We start from the raw sequence: 23,798 nt of genomic DNA, 5'->3' as shown, positions 1-23,798 counted from the left end.
GTGCCAACTTTGGAAACCAGAAATCTCAATTTGACCTATGGCAAAGAAAATATTATCGAAGGCTTGAATCTTACCATGCCTAAAGGAAAGATTACGGTATTAATCGGTTCAAATGGCTGTGGAAAATCAACACTCCTTCGTTCGATGGCTCGCTTATTGAAGCCTGCTCAAGGCGAAATCATTCTGGACGGCAAGCATATCGCGGAAATTCCTACGAAAGAGATTGCGAAGCGCTTATCGATCTTGCCGCAAGGGCCTATTGCCCCGGAAGGGTTAACCGTTTTTCAGTTGGTGAAACAAGGGCGATACCCCTACCAGAATTGGCTGAAATCGTGGTCGGATGAAGATGAGCGATGCGTGAAGGAAGCACTAGCCGTTACCAAAACAACCGAATTGGCAGAAACCGCGGTGGATTCCTTATCCGGTGGACAGCGCCAACGGGCATGGATTGCGATGACTCTCGCGCAGGGAACCCAAACGATCCTGTTAGATGAACCTACAACGTATCTGGATATGGCTCACCAAGTGGATATTTTGGACCTTTTGTTTGAGCTGAATGAACGTGAACAACGAACGATTGTGATGGTTCTTCATGATCTTAATCTTGCTTGTCGCTATGCACATCATCTTGTGGCGATTAAAGATAAGTCTGTTTTTGCTCAAGGGAAACCAGAGGATGTTATTAATACAGAGCTTGTCCGCCAAGTGTTCGGGATGGAATGTGACATTATGGAGGATCCGTTCTTCGGTACACCGATGTGTATTCCGAAAGGAAAAGGCCGCAAATCCGACAAGTACGTATCTAAGCATATCGAGGAGGATGTCCAACATGAGCTTATCCGAAACTAAACAAGCGGGAACGGTAGCAGAGTTAATAAAAGAAAGAAGAACGATTCGCGATTTCAAACAGGATCCTGTTTCGGACGAATTGCTGCTGGATTTACTGAATGTAGCCGTTTGGGCACCGAATCATGGGAATAGACAGCCTTGGCGCTTTATTTTGTACAAAGGAGAGGGACGTGAGGCATTAGCCAATGCGATGCTCCAGACCTATGATGATGAAGAGATGAGAGAAAAACACGGGATACCCAAGTGGAACGATTTCATGAAGATTCCTGCCCATCTCGTTGTGATTCTGAATGAAGATACACGTCAAAAGCAGTGGGATGAAGACTACGGCGCTGTCTGTGCCCTCATCCAAAATTTCCAATTGGCCGCTTGGGAGCAAGGGCTCGGCGTCGTGTGGAAAACGAACAATTATAACTATGAATTGGAGTTCCAACAATCCGTCGGCTTGCAGGCAGATGAGAAAATCGTCGGCCTTCTGCATGTCGGATACCCAGCATCCGTTCCAAAGGTACAGCCGCGGAAGTCCGTTGAGGAAATGCTGACGATTATTGATTCCAAATAGGATAGGAAAATAGTAATAGTGATCCCCAGAAAAACCCTCGAAACGCTTAACGCGATTCGGGGGTTTTTCGATAATTGCAGATCGGCCTTTGGCCTTTTATAATAAAGGGACTTTAACCAGACACCAAGGGGATACAGATGAAAAGAATTCTTGTCATTAGCGATATTCATGGCGAACTTGCCAAGTTTGAAGCTTTACTAGCAGCCGCGGGGTACAACTCCGAACAAGATCAACTGATTTTGCTGGGCGATTATGTGGATCGAGGGCCAGACGCCAAGGGTGTGATTGAACGAGTTATGGCTTTAAGAGAGGCCGGAGCGCGAGTATTAAAAGGGAATCACGAGGATTTAATGATCAAAGCATTGACGACGCAGGATGAACGGGCATGGAAACGCTGGGCACAAATCAATGGCGGCGATATGACTCTACAAAGCTATGGGTTTACAGAAGCTGATTATGCCCTCGATGAGAACGCGGAGTCGTTCACCAGACCAGAGCTGCAGTCGGATATATTATCAGAGCACTTGGCATTCATAACGAAACTGGAGCACTATATCGAAACGGATGACTATATATTTGTCCATGCCGGTGTGCAGCCAGGAGTGCCTGTTTCGGAAACGGATCCATTTACTCTGATGTGGATTCGTGGCGAATTTCATACAGGGTATAGTGGTGAAAAAATTGTGGTTTTCGGCCATTCATCCACCGATACACTGCACGGCGATTCGGATAATTATCATGTTTATTTTGGTGTGAATCGTATTATTGGCATCGATGGTGGCGCCGTTTATGGTGGACAATTGAATTGTCTAGAACTGCCAAGTCAAGTGGTGTACAACGTAAAGTGAGGGGTAACCGTTATGTCTTTAATCGAATTTGGAATTGTAGGGCGAGGGTGGAGAGCTGAATTTTATTTGCGGATTGCGCAAATGCAGCCTCACCGTTTCGCCGTCCGTGCGATGCTAGTCCGTGATGAGGAACGAGGCAGGGAAATCGAGGAGAAATGGGGCGTGAAAACCTACCGAGACATGGAATCTTTCGTTTCAAGCGGACCGCTCCTATTCGCGGTTGTTTGCGTTTCGAGGGATGCCATGCCTGGCTGCACACTGGAGCTGGTAGAAAGGAACATACCCGTATTGACAGAGACGCCTCCGGCCAATGACATCTCGGGTATGATTGACTTGTACCAGTCGGTTTCCAAGCTAAAGGGGCGCGTACAGGTGGCCGAACAATATTTGTATCAGCCGATGCATGCTGCACGTATAGCTTTCGTGAGATCAGGTAAATTAGGTGACGTTTCTCAGGTGCAAGTATCGGCCGCTCACGGTTATCATGGCATCAGTCTGATCCGAAAGTTACTTGGCATTCAATTCGAGAACGCCATTATTCGTGGACAGAGATTTACCTCTGATATCGTGAAAGGTCCGGGGCGTAATGGGCCTCCGGAAAGTGAAGTGATTGGCAACTCGGTGCAGGATATCGCTACGCTTCGTTTTGGAAACCAACTGGCGCTGTTTGATTTTACAGGTGATCAGTATTTCTCTTGGATTCGCCAAAATCGTGTCCTTGTTCGCGGAAACCGTGGCGAATTATCGGATGAAACGTTCCGGTATTTGAGAGATTTTAAAACACCTATCACTGGCAATTTCCGTAGAGTCGATACCGGTCATAACGGTAACTTGGAAGGATATTATCACCAAGGGATTATCGCGGGCGAAGATTGGGTGTACGAAAACCCAGTCGTTCCCGGGCGTTTATCCGATGATGAGATAGCGATTGCTACTAGTTTGACTCGAATGGCGGACTATGTACAGGGTGGGCCATCTTGTTATGACTTGGCTGAGGCGATGCAGGATCATTATTTAGGGATTGTGATGCAATCCGCTATTGAGTCGGGAGAGGAACTGACAACGACGACGCAACCCTGGGCGGAGTAAATGATAGCCACGAATCGTGTAAATAGATTCGTGGCTTTTTTAATTTTAGTTTGACAGAACTCTGTAGCCATTACCAGGCTGCTAGGAGTAAACTTGATTATTTTCAAATAAATTCTTAACCTGATCAGCCATAAATTGTGTGGAATGCGGCATGTGATGAAGGATCCACCACTCCACAATGCCAATAAAAGCAGAGGCCATGAACTGGGCCTTGATCTCATTGTCGATAACGGGGGGAATGCCGGGTTTTTCCATTTTGACCATCAGATTAACGGAGATAAATTTTAGCAGGCGGTCCCGGAATAGGAAGACTCTCTGATTGGAAAACATAGCTGAGAAAAATGCGGAATGGCTATGAAAGTAATCAAAAATCGGCTTGGGGTCTTGTACCATCCCCTCGTTTACTTTATTGGCCTCTTGGTTCGTGCACAACGTAATCAATTCATTGATATGGGCTTCAATGCATTTGTCCAAAAGGTCGTACTTGTCGCTGTAATGCAGATAAACGGTGCCGCGGTTTACATTCGCACGCTCCGCGATCTCGTTAATGGTGATCTGTTCAAAATCTTTTTCCGAAAATAGCTCCAGAAACGACTTCGTTATGGATTGTTTGGTTCGGAGAATACGGCGGTCGGTTTTATGGATAGGTTCCATACCTTTCAGGTTACCTCCTTCACGTTAATCAACAATTCTTTAGATCCTGTTGTATATGAAACAATTACGTCGATATCAACCATTGAGTAATCACTGCTTCTGTCTATAATATTAATCAACGGCCGTTAAATATTCAACACATGTTCCATATCATGCGATGAAGGAGCAAATTACAATGGAAAACATTCAAAATAAAGTGGTTATCATAACAGGAGCATCAAGCGGAATCGGAGAAGCTACAGCGAAATTGTTAGCCGAAAAAGGTGCGAAGGTCGTATTAGCTGCCAGAAGAGAGGAACGTCTGCATTCGATTGTTCATGAAATTAAACAGAATGGCGGAGAGGCCGTTGCTGTCAAAGCTGACGTCGTTTCTGCTGAAGATATGCAGCATGTGGTCAAGTTTGCTTTGGATGCGTATGGCCGAATTGATGTATGGGTGAACAACGCGGGGATCATGCCATCTTCCAGGATGAATGAATTACGCGTGGAGGAGTGGGATCAGATGATCGATGTGAACATCAAAGGCGTTTTGTACAGTATAGCCGCGGTACTACCTGTCATGCGGGAGCAGCAGTCTGGCCATATCATCAACCTATCCTCGACATCCGGGTATCAAGTGTCTCCAACATCAGCCGTATACGCGGCCACCAAGTTCGCTGTTAGAGCCATTTCGGAAGGACTTCGCCTAGAGGAGTCTTCGACTTCAGGGATTAGATCGACCTTGATTGCGCCAGGTCTGACGAAGACAGAGCTATTTGACAGCATTACTAGCCCGGAAGTGCAAGCGATAGCCAATCAGATAAGCGGCATGGGGATTTCTCCCAACAGTATTGCTAGAGCCATTGCATTTGCCATTAATGAACCAGATGACACACTAATCAGCGAAATTATGGTAAGACCGACAGCATTGTCTTGATTGTAAAGAATTGTAATATAATTGAAATATGATATTCATCTGGCATTAATGTATAAAGCTTATAATAAAACCCGACCCCCTTTTTAAATATATATACTTAGACCCTCAGCCCGTTGCTGTGGGTCACTTTTTTGTTTGCCAACATATCGCCAGTCCTCGCACATCGTCAGATCGCCTGCATCACGCACATCACCCAGATCGTGCAACCCCCATCTATCGCACATCGAAAACGCCTCAACACGCATCCGAATTCCATTGGATAAATCCACTCAAAGTAGGTAATATAGGCCTTTTGAGGTAATTCCATTGGATAAATCCACTCAAAGTAGGTAAGTCAGACCGTTTTGAGGTGATTCTATACGATTTCAATAACCAAAAAAACCTTTTCAAGTAAATGTAAACCATTTATACTGAGTCTATTGAAAATCATTCTCACTCACGGCCGACTCTGACCATGGAAGGGGTTAAAGCAACTGATGCTACCGGTTCAAGGACAGGATTACTCGCTTCTCATGCTTTCCTCCATAAGCAAACGTCGTTTCTACAAACGAAACACGCTGCATAAAAAGAATATCTCAGGAGATATGCTCTTTGTTGTGATACAAGGCAAAGGCATTCTTTGCATCGATAATCAAGCTGTGCCGATCAAGCCGAATCAGACATTGTATATAGCTCGAAATAAGCCGATCGAAGTGATGTTGGAATCAGAGTTTATCGAGTACTATATCTTAATCATAAGACGTGTATCGTTTTTCAAAAGAAAAGACGGCTGGCACTGTGTCAGATCGACCTCGGATCCTTCGCTTTTTCAGACGGGCAAGATTCAAATCAAGCAGGCCAAGCAGCATCTCGAAAGTGTGGAGCACCTCTATCAAGAATCTCGAACGAAGTCGATGAAGGATTCCATTCTTCAGCTCAAGTTTCAAAGTCTGATTCAATCGATGCCAGAGGAGGTACCTGAAACGATTGAACTCGAGGATGCGTCCAAAGGAATTGATCAAAGCATTTCCTACATGTACAAGCATTTTAGCCACAAAATCAAGCTGGAAACGTTGTCCGACATCGCAGGATTGACGCCAACTTCCTATTCAAGAAGCTTCAAAAAAGCGAAGATGGTGTCCCCCGTTGAGTATCTGAATCAGATTCGGATCGATTCTTCAAAGGAACTTTTGCAACAGCCAGACGCTTCCATCAAGGATATTTCAACAGCTGTTGGTTTCGGGAATGAGTTTTATTTTAGCCGCATGTTTAAGAATAGCTTGGGGATTTCACCAACGATGTATATCAAAAGGAAACAATTGAAAGTCGCTGTAGCATCGTGTTTTCGTTATCGCGATTGTTTGCATGACCTTGGCGTGGAGGACGCCTTTGAATTGAATGGTTATCGACATCTAGAGTTAGGCATCGAAGAGAATCAAAGACGTATTCGTGTTCAATTAACCGAACTGCGTAAGTATCAGCCTGAGTTAATCATCGCCGATTATAGGCATCTTCCGATGTACGACCAGTTAAAGCTAATAGCACCTACGGTTATTGTGGATTTTTCCATGGATTGGCGGAAGTATTATTTGAGGATTGCTGAGTTAGTAGGACGGGAGAAAGAAGCGCAACAAACGTTCAGTCAATTGGATCTACGTGTGAAGTACACGAAAGAAGTCGTGATGGATACGATTGGTCATAAGAGTGTGTCCCTAATTCGATTATATAGCCGGAGGATTCGCGTGCAAGGATTCGTGGATCACCCGCTAAGTCATTTATTGTATACAGAGCTAGGCTTGAAACCCGGCAGCTGTGTGCCTCTGAATGAGAGGACGAAGGAGTATGCCGTGGAAAGTATGCCAGCATTCGATACGGATTATCTCCTCATTGATAAACGACTTACGTCACTTGAAGAAACCAACTTATATATGAATGTGTTAAGAGGGAGCTCTTGGGAAACGATGAAGGCTGTCCAGAACAACCAGATCCGCGTGATTCCGAATTGGATCAGCATGAGCTGGGCTCCTAGCGGTCAGAACCAGATCCTTGACGATTTGCTGCAGTGGCACGCCTGAAAGTCTCGTATCCCTAAACAACCAAAAAGCCTACAACCAGTTCATACGGGAGGTAGGCTTATCTGTTATTTCACGCTATTTTTGGCGAATCACCATCACCCCATACGGGGCTAAAGCAGCCTCCGTTCCAACCGAGGAACCATCCAAGAGACTCACATACGCACGGGGTAGCGCCACATGTTTGACTTCATTTGTATAATTCAAAAGCACCCAGAACGCCTGCCCATCCTTCGTCTTGGCAATGACTTCCACGCCGCTCACAGGCTCCCGCAATAAAGGCTCCAAGCCCTCCCGTTGAACTACGAGCTGCATCAGCGCCCCGAGTGCATCAGCATCCAAATCGCATCCCACATAATAAACGCGGCCATTGCCGTACCCATTCACAGTCACCGCGGGTTGACCTATGTAATAATGACTATCGTAAGTCGCCAAAACCTCGGCGCCAGTACTCTTTAGAACATCGGCCCATATCGCGGCGGTGCCCTCTCCGAAAGTCCCCTTCACCTTGACGGTTCTGCCGAAATTGATGGAATCGAACTCTTCGAGCTCAACACCGGCCATATCCTTGAATAACCCTGGAACGGTAAGTGTCGACATTTGGTTGTTCCATGTTTTAGTTCCTGAGCGGAAGGTGATTAGCAGATTGCCGCCGCTAGCTGTATAGGCCTCGCATTTGGCAGCAATTTCAGGTGTCATAAGGTTAAAAGCCGGCATCATCACGAGGCGATACTTGGAGAAATCGGTCTCCACATTCACCACATCGAGATTGATATGCTGATCCGCAATGGCATCGTAATACGCGTGCAGCAAAATATTATAATTAAACTTACGATTGTGCGGCTGCTGCCTATGGCTCCAAGCATTATCGTAAGATTTGATGACTGCGACTGGACTCACATTCTGTGAGCCCACGAATAAATCATGCAAGCCAGCCAATTCGGCGCCGAGCTGTTTAATCTCGCGATACCTTCTCCGCCCGATCCCATCATGATCGAGAATGCCATGCCAATACTGCTCGATCCCCACCGTGCATGCCCGCCAGCGGAAATACACCATCGCTTCAGCGCCATGCGCGAGTGCTTGATAGGTCCATAACCGCAATTGGCCAGGCTCGGGCGTGTCGCCCATATGCTGCCAACCACAGGGACCGCTTTGCTGCTCCATCATCCAGAAATTCTGCTCTTTAATGCCTCGCATCAGATCATGTGCCATTGAGGCACTAGAAGGTGAGCCTTTTCCCCACATATTATTCGGATAATTGTCCCAACAGATGAAATCGAGATCTTTTCCTATTTTAAAATAATCCAAATCATTCGCATGCCCCATCAAATTATGGGTAATAGGAAGAGAGGTATAGATCCGAATTTCATCAATCTGCGCCTTCTGATAGGCTACCGTTGCATCCGTGAAAAAACGATAATAATCCAATAGCATGCCTGGATTGTGATTGTAAGGTGTAGAGAGGTCTCCTGCTCCAGCATTTTGACTGAAGCCATCGCTAGATGAATAGGCAGGTAAATCAATCTCATCGAAATGGCGATAGGTCTGGCTCCAGAATATCGTTCCCCATTCTCGATTTAACGCATCAATAGAACCATATTTACGAGTCAACCATTTGCGGAATGCACGCAGATCACTTTGACAATAGCAAGGACCACCGAATTCATTATCCACTTGCCAAGCCACAACTTGCGGATGGTTCGCATAGTGTGCCGCTAATTTACGCGTAATGATGGTCGAATGCGTCAGATAGACGGGATGATTTGGGCAGTAATGCCGTCTTGTCCCGAACCCTTTTTTGAGGCCGTACACATCCATGGGATACATATCGGGGTACAGATCCATCAACCATTTGGGCGCAGCAGCAGTCGGGGTCCCCAGAATAATCTTGATGCCTTCCTGCGTAAACACGTCAATTGCGCGATCCAACCAGGAGAAATCATAGACGCCAAGTTCGGGCTCCATTTTGACCCAAGCAAACTCCGCCAATCGGACAATATTCATGCTGGCTTCCCGCATCATTCGCGCATCTAACTGCCAACGTTCTTCTGGCCAATGCTCTGGATAATAATCAACGCCAAAGTACATAGTGACAACACCTCATCAAGGGATAGTTACTAGCTTTTGACTGTCTAACAGGGCTGTACCTTCATTATAACGGATGAGCATAGATCTAAACGTAATCTTTTTGGGAAAAAAGCTCCTGTAGTTGTCCTATTTAGGTTGTTGTAGCATATGCACGACAAGTGCCCATTATAAATGGAAGAGGAGAACATCATGTGAGGAGAGTGCTCGAATTGTCAAATGAGTTCGTGATGCGGTCATTGGATGAGGTCCGGTTCTGGTCACGTATTATGAAGGAACATTCCTTGTTTCTCAAATTGGGCTTTCGCTGTGAAGACACGACGTTGATCCAAGAGGCGAATCATTATTATCAGATTTTTGAGCATATCGAGAATAAATCCCATTCGTATAACGAGTTGACAGATCCTGAACAAATTCGGCGTTTCAATACGGAAGTCTCGTCGGCTGCTGCACATATTTGGGCGTTCAAAAGAAAAGTTCTCGGACTCATTATCCAATGCAAGCTACCTGGCGGGAACAACTTCCCATTGTTAGTTGACCATACGAGTCGTGAGGCTAATTATTTCCGTAACCGATTACACGAATTAAACGCAGGACGATTAGAGCCATTACACGACGCGATTATTGATGAAAATGTATTCTTCCTGCGTATCATGGCGGATCACGCTAAGTTCATCGGTCATTTGCTGGATCCATCCGAACGTCAATTAGTGGAGCAAGCGCGGAATTTTAGTCATGATTTTGACCAACTCCTCTTCCAAGCCATCGATTTGAGCGGGATGCGGCCGCAATCTCAAACAGATCCTCTCTTGGACCAGTTCCTGGACCAGAATCGTGTCTCTGTCGTTGCACTCCGTGATTTTAAAAAAACAGCGCGTGATTTGATTGAAGCCTGCAAAATCAAAAGCATCATCCATCCTTTGCTGGCGGATCACGTGTTCCGTGAGGCGGAACGCTTCCTAGCGATCATTGATATGTTCGAGCAGTGCTTAACGGGCAATCCAGTCATAGGGATGCGGGAGGAGCATGTAGGGCATTAATTAGGCTGAAAAAAATAATTCCGATAAAACTTATAGGATTATATTAAATTGTGATTGACTAAGTTTCATTCCGAGTGGTACTCTAGAAATGTGACCACCGTTTGAACGGAGACGCTATTCTCTTTTGGGAGAAAAGTGTCTTTTTTTATTTTAAAAAGGAGTTGAACCTAATGAGCCAACCGTTGTTGAAACTCGAACATGTGAACAAAACATTTCACTCAAGCAAAGGGTCTGTTCAAGCTTTGCACAACATCCAGCTGCAAGTGAAAGAGGGGGAATTTATTACTGTCATCGGTCCCAGCGGCTGCGGCAAAAGCACGCTGCTCAAGATCATTGCTGGACTGGATGTTGCGCATACCGGTGAGGTTCAACTGGGCGGTCAGGTTATACATGGACCAGGCATTGATAAGGGCTTTATTTTCCAAGAGCCAAGGCTGTTTCCGTGGTTGAACGTTGAGAGAAACATCGCCGCGGACCTTTCACTGCGAGACCCTGAAGTGCGTAAGAAAGTGGATGAACTGATTAAACTCGTCCGTCTGGAAGGCTTTCAGAAATCGTTCCCGAAAGAGCTTTCTGGTGGAATGGCTCAACGTGTTGCCATAGCAAGAGCCTTACTTCGTAATCCGAAAGTGCTGCTGCTTGATGAACCGTTCGGTGCACTGGATGCTTTTACGCGAACTCACATGCAGGAAGTGTTGATTGATATTTGGCAAAAAAATAAAACGACGATGATTTTCGTTACGCATGATATTGATGAAGCGATCTATTTAGCTAATCGTGTTGTGATCCTCAAACCGCGGCCTGGCGCGATCAGGAACATTGTGCCCATCGATCTGCCGATCCCGAGGAAGAAGACGACAACGTCTTTTCAGGAGTTGCGGCTCAAGGTACTTAGTGAATTTGAGAAAATCGAAGAGTTAGAATTAATCGATAGTTCGGGCATTTAAGGAGGAAAAGGGGGGAGCTCTTAATGAGCCAACAAGGACATTTGGCAGGTATTGATCAACAGAGATCTAGGCAACGATTCCATCGCGTGCTTCTTGGTGCTTTGGTACCTTTACTTGTACTGCTTTCTTGGCAGCTGCTGGGCCATTTGGGCGTGATTTCATCGTTGTTATTTCCAACGCCGCTTCGCATTATGAATGCAGCGATTCGCCTTATTCAAACAGGTGAGCTTTATGACAATATCAAGATTAGTGTCGCCCGAGCACTTTCGGGTTTCTTGTTAGGCGGCTCGCTGGGCCTTGCCTTCGGGATTCTCGTCGGTCTATTCCGTAGAACGGAGAAAGCGTTAGATCCTACAGTTCAAATGCTTCGCATGGTGCCTCATTTGGCGATCGCGCCCTTATTTATTTTATGGTTTGGTATAGGTGAAACGGCTAAAGTTCTTCTCATTGCCAAAGGGGCGTTTTTTCCGCTATATATCAATGCTTTCTTGGGTATTCGAGGCGTGGATAACAAACTTTTCGATGTGACACGTGTACTAGGGTTTAGCAAATGGAAGCAAATCATCCGGTTAACGATTCCCGGAGCGCTACCTCATATTTTATTAGGCGTTCGAATCTCATTAGGTGTGTCTTGGCTTGGCCTTGTTGTGGCTGAATTAATGGGATCAACCGCAGGGATTGGGTATATGATGTCGGATGCACGGCAATTTTCCAAAACACCTGTTGTGTTCGTTGGTATTCTCATTTTTGCCGTTTTCGGTATCGTCGCGGATTCCGCTGTGAGGCTGCTTGAACGCAAATGGCTGAGCTGGCAAGACAGCTACAAAGGGCAATAAGCACTACAAAGATTTACCGCACTAAGCTAAGGGGGAGAAGGTATGAGCAATCGTGTCGAGACACTAAGTCAAGCCGCGCAAGGAATCGGCAAATCGAAGGGGCAGAAGTTAGAGCTTGTTCGAATCAAATGGTTGTGGGAGAGAGTGAACGATTTCGTCATCGGCTCGATCGTGCCATTATTACTTCTTGTCATTTGGCAAGTATCGGGGGATTTGGGACTGTATTCGCCGTCATTTTTGCCCACACCTTTACAGATTGCTGCGGAATTTCGTTCGTTAATCGCTTCCGGTGAGTTGTCCCAGCATCTATCCATTTCGTTGCAACGAGCTGTAATAGGATTTCTAATTGGAGGATCCATTGGGCTGCTTTTCGGCTTTTTCGTTGGTTTTGTTCAAAAGCTGGAGATCATGCTGGATCCCTCCTTTCAAATGCTGCGCATGATTCCGCATCTCGCGATTGCGCCGTTAATTATACTTTGGTTCGGCTTCGGTGAGGTTTCGAAAATCGTAATCATTGCGAATGGTGCCTTTTTCCCTATGTATATCTATACCTTTCTTGGCATTCGAAATGTGGATCGCAAATTATTCGAGGTCGCTCAAGTGCTGAATTTCAGCAAGTCGAAGCAAATTTTCCGGTTGATTCTCCCTGCTGCCTTGCCAGGTATTCTTTTAGGCTTACGCTTATCTGTGGCTATTTCTTGGCTGGGACTCGTCGTAGCGGAGTTGATCGGTTCACAGGAGGGAATAGGCTTCCTTATCAACTATGGCAAACAAAATTCAAGCGCAGAGCTTATTTTCGTTGGGGTCATTATTTTTGCGGTGATCGGGAAACTTGTGGATTCACTTGTACGATGGCTAGAAAGAAAATGGCTGAGCTGGCGTGACAGCTTCCAGGGCTAGGACTTAAATAAATAGTGTTGACGACTTTGAAATACGGTGCTAGTATGGTTTTAATCTTAGTAAACAAATTGGTTTTGTCGACTTAAAGTTAAATACTCAGTCCAACCGTACACACGGAGGCGTTCCTACAAAGGAATGCCTCTTTTTTGTTCCAACTACATGTTTAAAGGAGGTCAAGGTAATGGCAAAGGTTTTGGAAGATAACGAATTGCGTCTCGATGCGGATGTGTTAGTGATTGGCGGAGGTCCTGCGGGAACATGGGCGGCCTTAACGGCTGCTACGAAGGGCTCCAAGGTGATTTTGGTGGATAAAGGCTACTGTGGAACGAGCGGGGCAACGGCACCATCGGGTACAGGGGTTTGGTACATCAAGCCAGACGAGAAGCTGCGCGAGGAAGCGAGACAGAGTCGCTATTTGCTAGGAGGTAAGCTAGCGGAGGTGCCTTGGATGAACCGGGTGCTCGATCGCACCTATGAGAATATGAATAAGCTGGGTTCCATGGGGTATCCGTTTCCGAAGGATGACATCGGTGATCCCTACAAACGTGGTTTACAGGGCCCTGAGTACATGAAGTTGATGCGGAAATTGGTTCAAAAGGCTGGTGTAAAAATCCTCGATCACAGTCCGGTGCTCCAATTGCTTGCTGATGAGCATGGTGTTGGCGGTGCAACGGGTGTGAGAACACAGAGCGGTCAAACCTGGACAGTTCATGCAGGATCTGTGGTGATCGCAACAGGCGGATGTGCCTTTTTAAGCAAAGCCTTAGGAACCAACGTGTTGACGGGGGATGGCTACTTATTGGCTGCTGAAGCCGGAGCTGATTTCTCGGGAATGGAGTTCTCGAATGCGTACGCGATCTGCCCGACATTCTCTTCCGTAACCAAAACAGCCTACTACAAGTACGCGTCCTTCTATTACGAGGATGGATCGATTGTAGAAGGGGCAGGGTCACAACGTGGACGTTCGATTATTGCGCGGAATTTGCTGCAAGGTCGTCAGGTCTACGCGAGTTTGGATCAAGCACCAGAAGACCTTCGTCCGTTGCTGCGTGTGAATCAAACGAATTTCTTCTTGCCCTTCGATCGGCTCGGGATCGATCCGTTCAAAGATAAGTTCCCAGTTACGCTTCGCTTAGAAGGTACGGTGCGTGGAACAGGCGGGATTCGGATCGTTGATGAGCAATGTTCAACCATTGTTCCAGGCTTATATGCGGCCGGCGATGCAGCGACGCGTGAGCTGATCTGTGGAGGTTTCACAGGGGGCGGCAGTCATAATGCGGCTTGGGCGATGTCATCGGGATCATTTGCAGGAGAAGGTGCAGCCCAATTTGCTAAAGATCTTGGCGATAAAGCGACCAACCGTCAGCTGAAAAGTGTCTCAACGACAACCTTTACGAAGTCGGGATCGGGTCAGATTTTAAGCAAAACAGGCGAAGCCATTCAAGCGGTACAAGAGGAAGTCATGCCGTATGACCGTAATTTGTTCCGTACGCAGCAAGGTTTGGAGGGATCGATCAATCGACTTGATGGGCTTTGGAACGATCTGCGTGAACGTGTGACGACACTCGATATAGCTGGTGTTCGTCATCGTGAAGCAGCCGCTATGACAGCCACAGCTCGCCTTATGTACAACACGGCACTTGAGCGTACCGAAACAAGAGGCATGCATAAGCGGGAGGATTTCCCGGAGATTGATGCTGAGCAAGGGTACCGTTTAATTAGCGGAGGGCTTGATCAGGTATGGACACAAAAAGCTGAAGTGAACAAGGAGGCTGTTACCCCATGATTGAGTTAGTCAGCGAGTCCAAATGCGTATCGTGCAACCTCTGTGTGTCGGTATGTCCAACGAATGTATTTGATCGAGTAGAAAATGGTATTCCCGTTATTGCTCGGCAAAGCGATTGCCAAACCTGCTTCATGTGCGAACTATACTGCCCAGCAGATGCGCTCTACGTTGCGCCCGATGCGGAGGGACTGATGCATGTGAGTGAGGAGATTCTTGATGAGCAAGGATTCTTTGGCGGTTATCGTGAGAAGGTTGGCTGGGGCAAAGGACGCAAGCCAGTTGCCGAGCATCCTTATATGTATGAATTATCGAAGCGAGCATCTTTCGCGTAGTTGGGATCGTGTTTGTTCAAATTGAAAGGAGAATGGAAGATGATAGAGAGACAGAAGCGAAATAAAAGGGGATTCGGGCTTTTCCGTACCACAAATGTGGTTATTGTATTGACAGCATTGGTTGCTTTCCTTGCAGCATGCGGTAATTCCGACGGAGGAGCGAAAACGGCAGGAGCGAGCGCAGCAGCGACAAGTGGAGGAGCCGCCAAAGTACAACCCCCAACGGTCATTAATTACGGTTACATTGGCACGAACAAGCTGAATTTTCCTGGTGGCGCAGAGGGTTGGGGCTTATATAAAGGGATTATCCAAGAGGAGCTCAAAAAGTACGGCATCACCGAAATCAAGCCGGTAGCATTCCCGAATGGACCTGACCAAAGCGAGTCGTTAATTAGCGGCAGATTGGATTTCGGCAGTTTGGGCGATACGCCAGCGATACTTGCTCGTTCGACTGGAGCGAAGACGAGAGCGATTACCCAGAACTCAACAGACAATATAGGTTATTTGATTGGTAAAAAAGGTGGACCAACAACGCTTGCTGATTTGAAAGGCAAAACGATCGCGATTCAAAAAGGCTCCTTCATGCACCGCTATATTGCCGGCCTTGTGAAAGAACAAAATGTGCCCGACGTGAAGTTCATCCATATGCTGCGTCCGGATGGTGAAGCGGCATTGTCTCGTGGCGAAGTGGACGCGATGACGAACAGTGCAATCTTTGCTTTGAAACAAATTGAGAATGGATTCCCACTAATTGATGAGGCGACGAAACATCCGAATTTAATTGGAGGTAGCCTTACGGTTGTGTCTGAGGACTACCTGAAGAAATTCCCTGATTTCCCGAAGGTTTGGAATGAAGCAAGGCAAAAAGCGCTCAAAGATTTACAATCCAAACCGGATGAATATTATCAATTCCTATCTCAGTTAAATGGGTTCACACCGGAATTGAACAAGAAGGTTACACCAATTGAGACGATAAAAGAGGTTAATTTTAAGGATGATGGTGTGAAACTGCTTGATGGAACGAAGAAATTCCTGGTTGAAGAGAAGTTGGCGGAGAAGGATTTTGATCTGAATCAGTGGTTACTTAAATAAAGGCAACACGCCTATTCGGAAAGGGAATGATGACATGACTGTATCCTCACAAGTAGTTAATCAAACTGTTTTAACTCCCGAAGTGGAGGCCAATCGTAAGGCGGATTATCCTGTTCATTCGCTGTTTCTGAATCGTTGGTCGTCGCGTGCTTTTGAAGAGAAGGACGTCACGAATGAGACCTTGTACACGATTCTAGAGGCTGCTCGCTGGGCGCCTTCCAGCTCCAATCTGCAGCCCTGGCGATTCGTAGTCGCCCAAACAGAGGAACAGAAACAGAAGTTTCAATCGTTTATTAAGCCGAATAATCAATTGTGGACGGAGCATGCTCCTGTTCTGTTGCTGATCCTGTCTAACAAGTTCCGTCAGGATGGTGAACCTAGTGGTGCGCATGCGTTTGATGCAGGAGCAGCTTGGGCATCCATAGCTTTTCAAGCGCACTTGTTAGGTCTGGCTACGCGCGCTGTTGGCGGCTATGAGAGAGACAAAGCGCGTGAAGTACTTCAAATTCCAGCGGAGTATGAGCTTCATGCCGTGATTGCTTTAGGTTACCGTGGAGCACGTGAAACGTTGGCCGAAGACTTTCAACAGCGAGAGCTGCCGAATGGACGACGCGCATTGAGCGAGAGTATCATCGAAGGCTCTTTCTAGTTCGATGGACTCGTGGAACCGGCAGTTTGCAGCGTTGCTCTCTGTACAATTGCTTGTATCGACCGCGCACGGCATGTTCGTTCCCCTCTTGCCCAGCTTCCTTCAGGATGTTGGGCATGTAAGTGGGGATTCGCTTTACATATGGTCAGGCGCCATATTCTCGGCCAATTTCATGATTATGATGCTGCTCATGCCCTTCCTGGGGCGCATCGGAGATCGTTACGGGCGTAAGCCTGTGATGTTATGGTCAGGATTGGGGATGACCCTCGTTACGGCTTGCATGTCACTTGCCACCGAGCCTTGGCAGTTGGCGCTGCTGCGATTGGCACAGGGCTGCTTTACTGGCATCCTGCCATTCACGATGGTGCTGATCTTGATTGGAGCTGCCAAGAATAAAGTTGGCGTTTCGGCTGGCACCATGCAAATGATGGGCGAGACCGGTTCGCTGATTGGCCCCCTGATCGCGTCCTCTTTACTTACATTTTACGCAGTAAGAGGCGCGTATCCGGCTATGAGTGTGTGTATTTTGCTTGCGACCGTCAGCGTATTTTGCTTTGTTAAAGAAGGTCCACGTGCACCTGTCGTTGCTAAAATGGAACGGAGCACATTGCGATCCGACTGGAAGCAAATTTGGCGGATGAAGCCGCTCCCCTCGCTGCTGCTTAGTGCCCTTTGTATTAATTTCGCACTAGTCGGGACGAATCCAATTATCCCTTACTATGTGCGGCAATCCACGCATAAGCTCACCTTTTTCAACGATCAATGGCTGCTTGGCATCACCTTATCGGCGACCTCTCTCGCAGTTATAGTTTTCTCACCGTTGCTGGGCATGCTATCCGATCGTGTAGGACCCTTATTGTTGCTCAAAATAGCGACCAGCACTGCGTTTCTCCTCTGTATCGTGCAAGCTGTGACGCACCTGTATCCGCTCATCCTTGCGTGTCGATTTACACTCGGCCTGTGCGTAGCGGGTATGATGCCCAATATTCAGGCCCAAGTGCGAGGCTTAGTCCGCAAGGGGATGGAGGGACAGACCTTCGCCATGGTGAACTCATGGATGTTCCTTGGCTGCCTAACCGGGCCGCTTCTCGGTGGCGTTATCGTCGCCCATTTCGGTATCCGTGGTTGGTTTATAACGGCTATGCTCGTTTTTGGCATCAGTTGCTGGCAGGCTTTTCACATTGGAAATTACCAATTGCGGAAGACAGAGTTGGAACTAGCTCAAACCGTGACACGTGTATCATCCACTGCAAATTAAAACGAAACGGGCTCTTTGGAGCTCGTTTTTTTTGCGTAAAGTACTGTGCATTGGGAAGACTGTTTTGGGAGACTGTTGTAGATATAACAGAATTGATATCCGCAAGTTTTAAACAAGCCGAGCATTCCGCGAAGCCAGGTGGTATAATAGGTTAAACGTTTCAACAAACTTGGCGAGGAGTGTTACAGATGGCAACAATTCAGAAGGGGTGGGCCCAAGAAGCATGGGCACAAACCGTAACTAAAGTAGACAAAACAAGTAAACGCATTGGTGATGGCTTCCCACATGCAAGTGTTGGCGGAGAATATAAGCTGGAGCCGGCATATTGGTGGACAGCGGGCTTCTGGCCTGGATTGTTGTGGCTTTTATATCGAGATACGAAAGATGAAGGATTGAAGCAGTTGGCGGAGTCTTGTGAGCAGCAGCTCGATAAAGTTGTTACCGACTACTATCGTCTGGATCACGACATCGGCTTCATGTGGACATTGACGAGTGTTGCCAATTACAAGCTAACGGGTGCAGAGGACTCCAAGCGCAGGGCTTTGCTCGCGGCGAATCTGCTCGCAGCGCGATTCAATGTGAAGGGAAACTACATTCGTGCATGGAATCCTTGGCGCGAGGGTGAAGACAATGCAGGTTGGGCTATTATCGACTGCATGATGAACTTGCCTTTGTTGCATTGGGCGTCGCTGACTACAGGTGATCCGCGCTTCAAAGAAATCGCTGTAAGACATGCGGACATGGCCGTAGATCACTTTATCCGTCCCGATGGATCGGTCAATCATATCGTGATCTTTGATCCTGCCACCGGCGAAAAGCTTTCCGTGAACGGTGGGCAGGGCTTTGCACCTGAATCGGCTTGGTCGCGTGGAACCGCGTGGGCCATTTACGGTATGAGCCTCAGCTATAAGTACACGGGCGATGAGAAATATCTACAAGCTGCGAAGCGCGCTGCGCATTTCTTCTTGGCAAATCTGCCGGAAGATCATGTGCCGCATTGGGATTTCCGTCTGCCGGACGGTATCCCGGCGTATCGTGATTCTTCAGCAGGCGCGTGCGCGGCTTGCGGCTTGCTCCTAATCGCGGAGCAAGTGAACAGCCAAGAAGCATCCCTGTACCGCGAGGCGGGCGAGCGGATTCTTCACTCGTTGTACACGAACTACGGCGCATGGGATTCCGAAACCGAAGAGGGGCTAGTCACTCACGGTACAAGCCACTATCCTGAGGGGAAAAACATCGACGTTCCGCTCATCTACGGCGACTACTACTTTGTTGAGGGGCTTTCCCGATTGCTCGGGCATGGCGAGTTGTTCTGGTAGAATGTATGTATGACAGTAGAGTTGTCCTCGAGTAGCATTGTGCTGCTTGAGGGCAGCTTTTTTGTTTTAATTCCCCGTAAACCAAACCGTTCCTCGTAAAATCGTAACACCACCCTCCAGAAATATCGTAGATACCACAGAAAACAATTTAAATTTATATGCCACCAGCCCGACCCAGCCCACCATCCGACTTCAGCGCCTCCACAAATATCGATTAACTGGATTTCCTGCATCTAATTTCACTCGAAAGGAGCCACCAGCTCACCATCCGACCTTTAGTCCTCCCACAAATATCGATTAACTGGATTTCTTACATCTAATTTCAATCGAAATAAGCTTTTGTAGCGATTAAATGGATTTCCTACAGCTAATTCCACTGATTTTATCTAAAAACATCATTTTGCTCGAAATTAGCTGTAGGTTTTCCATTTAAATTCTATCTAGAGCTGGAAAGGCAAAAATTTGCTGTACTTTTTCCAGTTATTTGTTCTGGAGCTGTAAGTTCGTAGCTTCGTCATGAGGCCGCCGCTGTATAGGGTGGAAGAGATAGCTAGTTTCAGAGCCGATGTGCAGAATGAGGCGAATTGAGTACTACGTTTTATGGGTGCATACCTCTAGCAACTTACGGTTGTAGATAACACAGAAAACCATTCGAATTTACATGCCACCACCCTGATCCAGCGCGCCATCTGACTTCAGTCCTCCCACAAATATCATATAACTGGATTTCCTACATCTAATTTCACTCGAAATGAGCTTTTGTAGCGATTAACTGGATTTCCTACATCTAATTCCAATGATTTTATATGAAAACATCAATTTGGTCGAAATTACCTGTAGGTTTTCCATTTAATCTCTAACTAGAGCTGGAAAGGCAAAAATTTGCTGTACTTTTCCAGTTATTTGTTCTGGAGCTGTAAGTTCGTAGCTTCGTCATGAGGCCGCCGCTGTATAGGGAGGAAGAGCTAGCTAGTTTCAAAGCCGATGTGCAGAATGAGGCGAATTGAGTACTACGTTTAATGGTGCATACCTGTAGCAACATACGGTTGTAGATATCACAGAAAACCATTCAAATTTACATGGCACCACCCCCCCTACCCGGCCCACCCGACTTCAGCTCCTCCACAAATATCGATTAACTGGATTTCTTACATCTAATTTCACTCGAAAGGAGCTTTTGGAGCGACTAACTGGATTTCCTACAGCTAATTCCAGTAAATTTATTTGAAAACATCAATTTGCTCGAAATTACCTGTAGGTTTTCCATTTTAATTCTATCTAGAGTTGGAAAGGCAAAAATTTGCTGTACTTTTTCCAGTTATTTGTTCTGGAGCTGTAAGTTCGTAGCTTCGTCATGAGGCCGCCGCTGTATAGGGAGGAAGAGCTAGCTAGTTTCAAAGCCGATGTGCAGAATGAGGCGAGTAGAGTTATACGTATTATTGATGCATACCTCTAACAGCCTATTGTTGTACATACCACAGAAAACCATTCAAATTTATATGCACCCACCCCGCCCCCACAACTGACATTGCCGTGACCCGTGGTACCGTTGCGGTTATACTGCCAGTTAAATCCGTGACCAGCTATGTGGAGTAATCAGCGGTTAGCAACGTTTAACTGTTGATACAAGTGGGCATCCTTTTACTAGATTGATAGATTCTAGTGAGAGGTGGAGTTGGAACGATGACAACGGAAGCATCTAACGTATTAAAACCAATCATTCCTAGTAAAATTGCGGAATCCATTAAAAACCTACGGGAGCAAGGTTGGATTGACGATGATTTTTTTAACTTCTCGCGTTACGATGAAGAATCTGCGGAAGCTCGGCTGTTATATCACTTTTTCCGCAACAACCGAGTCACTTTTGCGGCGGCAATCATAAATAGCTATAGTGTTCAGGAGTTGCAGCAGTAAAGGGATAGCCCGATTTGGAAGAAGCTGCCAGCTGTTCAAAACGTATTTGCATTACGATCCGATCTCGATTCTGGGACAAGCGGATCTGATCGCGGATATGTTGGTGAAAAAGTAGGTTAATGTCATATTAACTAACGTTAAAATGATTTATTCAGCAATAATAATAAAAAATAAATTTAATGTCACTATACTTGACACAACCCATTTCAACCCGTATACTCAAATTAACCGCACGACGATGTGCAACGAATATTCGAGGCAATGGCGCCTATCCTACCACAGGATAGGCGTTTTCTGTCTTTTTGAAAGGGTGAATATGATGATGAAACGCTTGAAGAACGTTGTTTTGTTTATCCAATGTCTGCCTGTCGCGTTGAGATGGTACTAAGCATTCATGTTAGGTTTCAGCTATAACGAAACTCTATCGTCATCGCTCCTTACGGGGTGACCGTGATAGAGTTTTTTTATTTTTATCTATCCTTCATACTTTGGGCAAACTTTCATGATACGATGATGGCAAAGTGCAGAAGTGGCACGATCAGGATGGAAGGGAAGTCACGGAATGTCAGATGAACAATTAGCTGTATTAGATGTACATATTGAACAAGCAGGTTACGATGAAGTGCCTGATATTATTAAGGGAATTCATTTTACGGTGAAGCAAGGTGAACTCGTGGGATTGTTAGGTCCGAACGGCGCCGGCAAGAGTACGACAATCAAGAGCATCCTAGGCTTGCTGAAGGATTTCAAAGGCAAAATCTCCTTCATGGGTGAAACCAAAAGTTACGCGTATATTCCCGAACACCCGATTCTATATGATGAATTGACGTTGTGGGAGCATATGGAATTCGCGGCCTCCGTGTATGAGCTGGATCGAACCGTGTTTCTTGAACGTGCTGACGATCTCTTGCATCGATTCCGATTGCTGGATGAGAAGCATCAATTGCCTGGGAAATTTTCCAAAGGCATGCAGCAGAAAATTATGCTGATTCTCGGCTTTTTGAACAAACCGGATGTGTACATCGTGGACGAGCCCTTCATTGGCCTAGATCCAAAGGCGATCAAGGATTTCTTAGGGATGCTGGAAGAGGAACGGAAGCGCGGCGCAGGCATTTTGATGAGTACGCACGTGTTAGATACAGCGGAGCGGATATGCAGTTCATTTGTACTGCTGTCAGGCGGCAGATTGGTAGCGAATGGTACACTTCAAGACATCCAACAACAATGTGACATGCCGGATGCGACGTTGTTCGACTGCTTCCATTCCTTATTATGAGAGGAGGCGACAGCGGTTTGACTAGTAGCTTTCAGGTTTTTGCGCGAAGAGTGCGCTCGGATTTACTTTTTCAATATCGGGCAATACGTATGGCCGTTGATTGGGTCATTGCGATTTATTTTGTTATTCCTCTGCTGATCGTAGCAGGTTATCACTATTATGCGTGGTATATGACACCACCGACGTGGTTAAGCGGAATCTCTATTCATACGGTAGCGACGCTTTTTTACATATACACATGGATGGGTACACTGAGGTACTTTGTTGAAGAGGGAGATCAATTGTTTCTCCGGCAAAATGAAGGCTGGTTCCGACATATCATGCATCTCGGCTATCGGTATTCGGTGGTACTGCAGGCGATTACAATGATGCTGGCAACGCTCCTATTTCTGCCGTTACTAGTGCCAGTATATTCATATACGATCACACAAGTCGTGTGCTTCTGGTTACTGACTTATGTGGTGAAGCTTAATATAGGGTTAATTCGCCAACTGCTTGCCCTTCGATTCCAAAGGTTCATACTATGGTTGCTGCGTATTGTGGCATTTGCATGCGGGTTTATTTTATTCCAAGTGTTAATTACTGAAATTAAGGATCAGACTTTCATTAGCTGGGCTGCCATTGGGTTAGGGATACTTACATTTGTGCTTTTAACCAATATACGGCTGCGTGAAAAAGGTGCTTTCTTCGCGGATGTCGCCAGAGAGCGAGATGCGCGGATGCGTATCGTCTCTTTGATGTTAATTCGTGTGATGGAGCGAAAAAGAAAACCGACACGCAGGTATCCGCTATTTTTTAGCAGATCACAGCGGTTGCTCAAAGGCAAAGGAGCTGGCAACGGAATCGCGGAGCTCTTAGTAAAGTCCTACTTCCGAAACGGACTGCAGTGGCGACAATCGATTCAATTCGTCGTTGTCATCAGCGGAGCGTTGTTTATTTTGCCTGGCGCGATTAAAATTCTTGTTTGGATCCTTGCGGTGGTCTTGTTGGTTTTCTGGCGCAAATCGTTTTGCAAGGATGAACTAACGACGCCATTCCTGTCGCTATTCCCCATCCAAGATACCATGAAGCACCAAGCGATTCAGACGGCTATGCCTATCTTAGTGCTGCCAGCGATGATCGTTATCAGTCTAGTCGCGGGTATCTCCATGTTCACGTGGTGGGGGCCAATTGTCATGATCGGTGCCGTAATCCCGTTAACGTACGGAACTTCATCTGTGTTTACTAGCTGGTATTGAGCAGCGCAGCCAAATAGAGGATCCTAAGGTTAGTCAACGCATGTTGGCTAGCCTTTTTTATTTTTATATAAAGTGGTGTCTGAGGATGTCTTAGTATGAAAGCATAATGGAATAGAACGATAAGTTTAAGCGGATGCTAGCAAATAATTCCCAT

General features: G+C 46.5%; 22 protein-coding genes. 19 read left to right on the top strand and 3 right to left on the bottom strand.

Annotated elements, in window-relative coordinates; genetic code table 11:
* The 4 genes from AC58QM_RS13225 to AC58QM_RS13210 all read left to right on the top strand — a co-directional run bounded on the left by AC58QM_RS13225 (position 1) and on the right by AC58QM_RS13210 (position 3,348).
* Positions 1–849: an ABC transporter ATP-binding protein gene (locus AC58QM_RS13225; RefSeq protein ID WP_497284622.1), complete on the top strand. Its 849-nt coding sequence runs from the start codon at positions 1–3 to the stop codon at positions 847–849.
* A complete protein-coding gene (locus AC58QM_RS13220) occupies positions 830–1,411 on the top strand; it encodes a nitroreductase family protein (protein WP_497284618.1) in 582 nt (193 codons plus the stop codon). The genes AC58QM_RS13225 and AC58QM_RS13220 overlap by 20 nt, the downstream gene beginning before the upstream one ends.
* 137 nt (positions 1,412–1,548) lie before the next feature.
* Positions 1,549–2,259 carry a metallophosphoesterase family protein gene (locus tag AC58QM_RS13215; RefSeq protein ID WP_497284617.1) on the top strand — a complete coding sequence of 237 codons (711 nt, stop codon included), beginning with the start codon at positions 1,549–1,551 and terminating at the stop codon, positions 2,257–2,259.
* 12 nt (positions 2,260–2,271) lie between these two features.
* Positions 2,272–3,348 carry a Gfo/Idh/MocA family protein gene (locus AC58QM_RS13210; RefSeq protein ID WP_497284615.1) on the top strand — a complete coding sequence of 359 codons (1,077 nt, stop codon included), beginning with the start codon at positions 2,272–2,274 and terminating at the stop codon, positions 3,346–3,348.
* Positions 3,349–3,429: 81 nt separating this feature from the next.
* Here the strand turns inward: AC58QM_RS13210 and AC58QM_RS13205 are convergent, their stop codons facing one another.
* Positions 3,430–4,002 (bottom strand): TetR/AcrR family transcriptional regulator, encoded by a 573-nt coding sequence (locus AC58QM_RS13205; protein ID WP_497284613.1) that lies wholly within the window; start codon positions 4,000–4,002, stop codon positions 3,430–3,432.
* A gap of 175 nt (positions 4,003–4,177) precedes the next feature.
* Between AC58QM_RS13205 and AC58QM_RS13200 the strand changes: the two genes are divergently transcribed.
* Positions 4,178–4,918: an SDR family oxidoreductase gene (locus AC58QM_RS13200; RefSeq protein ID WP_497284612.1), complete on the top strand. Its 741-nt coding sequence runs from the start codon at positions 4,178–4,180 to the stop codon at positions 4,916–4,918.
* An 83-nt stretch (positions 4,919–5,001) separates the two neighbouring features.
* On the opposite strand, the gene AC58QM_RS13195 is transcribed toward AC58QM_RS13200, so the two are convergent.
* Positions 5,002–5,142 carry a hypothetical protein gene (locus AC58QM_RS13195; RefSeq protein ID WP_497284611.1) on the bottom strand — a complete coding sequence of 47 codons (141 nt, stop codon included), beginning with the start codon at positions 5,140–5,142 and terminating at the stop codon, positions 5,002–5,004.
* A gap of 252 nt (positions 5,143–5,394) precedes the next feature.
* Here AC58QM_RS13195 and AC58QM_RS13190 point away from each other — a divergent pair, with 252 nt between their 5' ends.
* On the top strand, positions 5,395–6,972 hold the full coding sequence (locus AC58QM_RS13190; protein WP_497284609.1) for a helix-turn-helix domain-containing protein: 1,578 nt from the start codon (positions 5,395–5,397) through the stop codon (positions 6,970–6,972).
* 75 nt (positions 6,973–7,047) lie between these two features.
* Here the strand turns inward: AC58QM_RS13190 and AC58QM_RS13185 are convergent, their stop codons facing one another.
* A complete protein-coding gene (locus AC58QM_RS13185) occupies positions 7,048–9,060 on the bottom strand; it encodes a beta-galactosidase (protein WP_497284607.1) in 2,013 nt (670 codons plus the stop codon).
* A 227-nt stretch (positions 9,061–9,287) separates the two neighbouring features.
* On the opposite strand from AC58QM_RS13185, the gene AC58QM_RS13180 reads away from it, so the two are divergent.
* From AC58QM_RS13180 to AC58QM_RS13120, 13 genes are all read left to right on the top strand, one after another.
* A complete protein-coding gene (locus AC58QM_RS13180) occupies positions 9,288–10,097 on the top strand; it encodes a DUF2935 domain-containing protein (RefSeq protein WP_497285291.1) in 810 nt (269 codons plus the stop codon).
* 170 nt (positions 10,098–10,267) lie between these two features.
* Positions 10,268–11,044, top strand: coding sequence for an ABC transporter ATP-binding protein (locus AC58QM_RS13175; protein WP_310499154.1), 777 nt, complete (start codon positions 10,268–10,270; stop codon positions 11,042–11,044).
* Between the two features lie 23 nt (positions 11,045–11,067).
* Positions 11,068–11,880, top strand: coding sequence for an ABC transporter permease (locus AC58QM_RS13170; protein ID WP_497284605.1), 813 nt, complete (start codon positions 11,068–11,070; stop codon positions 11,878–11,880).
* Positions 11,881–11,922: 42 nt separating this feature from the next.
* On the top strand, positions 11,923–12,780 hold the full coding sequence (locus AC58QM_RS13165) for an ABC transporter permease (protein ID WP_497284603.1): 858 nt from the start codon (positions 11,923–11,925) through the stop codon (positions 12,778–12,780).
* A gap of 181 nt (positions 12,781–12,961) precedes the next feature.
* Positions 12,962–14,566: an FAD-dependent oxidoreductase gene (locus AC58QM_RS13160; protein WP_497284601.1), complete on the top strand. Its 1,605-nt coding sequence runs from the start codon at positions 12,962–12,964 to the stop codon at positions 14,564–14,566.
* Complete coding sequence (locus AC58QM_RS13155; RefSeq protein ID WP_497284599.1) at positions 14,563–14,898, top strand: 4Fe-4S binding protein; 336 nt, start codon at positions 14,563–14,565, stop codon at positions 14,896–14,898. The genes AC58QM_RS13160 and AC58QM_RS13155 overlap by 4 nt, the downstream gene beginning before the upstream one ends.
* A gap of 39 nt (positions 14,899–14,937) precedes the next feature.
* Positions 14,938–15,990, top strand: a complete 1,053-nt coding sequence (locus tag AC58QM_RS13150) for an ABC transporter substrate-binding protein (protein ID WP_497284597.1) — start codon at positions 14,938–14,940, stop codon at positions 15,988–15,990.
* 34 nt (positions 15,991–16,024) lie between these two features.
* The gene (locus tag AC58QM_RS13145; RefSeq protein WP_497284595.1) at positions 16,025–16,639 is read left to right on the top strand and encodes a nitroreductase family protein; all 615 of its coding nucleotides are present in this window, start codon (positions 16,025–16,027) and stop codon (positions 16,637–16,639) included.
* 4 nt (positions 16,640–16,643) lie between these two features.
* Positions 16,644–17,897, top strand: a complete 1,254-nt coding sequence (locus tag AC58QM_RS13140) for an MFS transporter (RefSeq protein WP_497284593.1) — start codon at positions 16,644–16,646, stop codon at positions 17,895–17,897.
* Positions 17,898–18,085: 188 nt separating this feature from the next.
* Entirely contained in the window at positions 18,086–19,216 is a 1,131-nt protein-coding gene (locus AC58QM_RS13135) for a glycoside hydrolase family 88 protein (RefSeq protein ID WP_497284591.1), read from the top strand.
* 1,683 nt (positions 19,217–20,899) lie between these two features.
* Positions 20,900–21,130 carry a hypothetical protein gene (locus AC58QM_RS13130; RefSeq protein ID WP_497284589.1) on the top strand — a complete coding sequence of 77 codons (231 nt, stop codon included), beginning with the start codon at positions 20,900–20,902 and terminating at the stop codon, positions 21,128–21,130.
* A 562-nt stretch (positions 21,131–21,692) separates the two neighbouring features.
* The gene (locus tag AC58QM_RS13125; RefSeq protein ID WP_497284587.1) at positions 21,693–22,406 is read left to right on the top strand and encodes an ABC transporter ATP-binding protein; all 714 of its coding nucleotides are present in this window, start codon (positions 21,693–21,695) and stop codon (positions 22,404–22,406) included.
* Between the two features lie 17 nt (positions 22,407–22,423).
* On the top strand, positions 22,424–23,644 hold the full coding sequence (locus tag AC58QM_RS13120; RefSeq protein ID WP_497284586.1) for an ABC transporter permease: 1,221 nt from the start codon (positions 22,424–22,426) through the stop codon (positions 23,642–23,644).
* Positions 23,645–23,798: the final 154 nt, after the last annotated feature.

The organism is Paenibacillus sp. J22P165, from assembly GCF_059692015.1.
The sequence above is the reverse complement of the archived record's forward strand: the minus strand, read 5'-3'. Positions and strand labels throughout refer to the sequence as shown.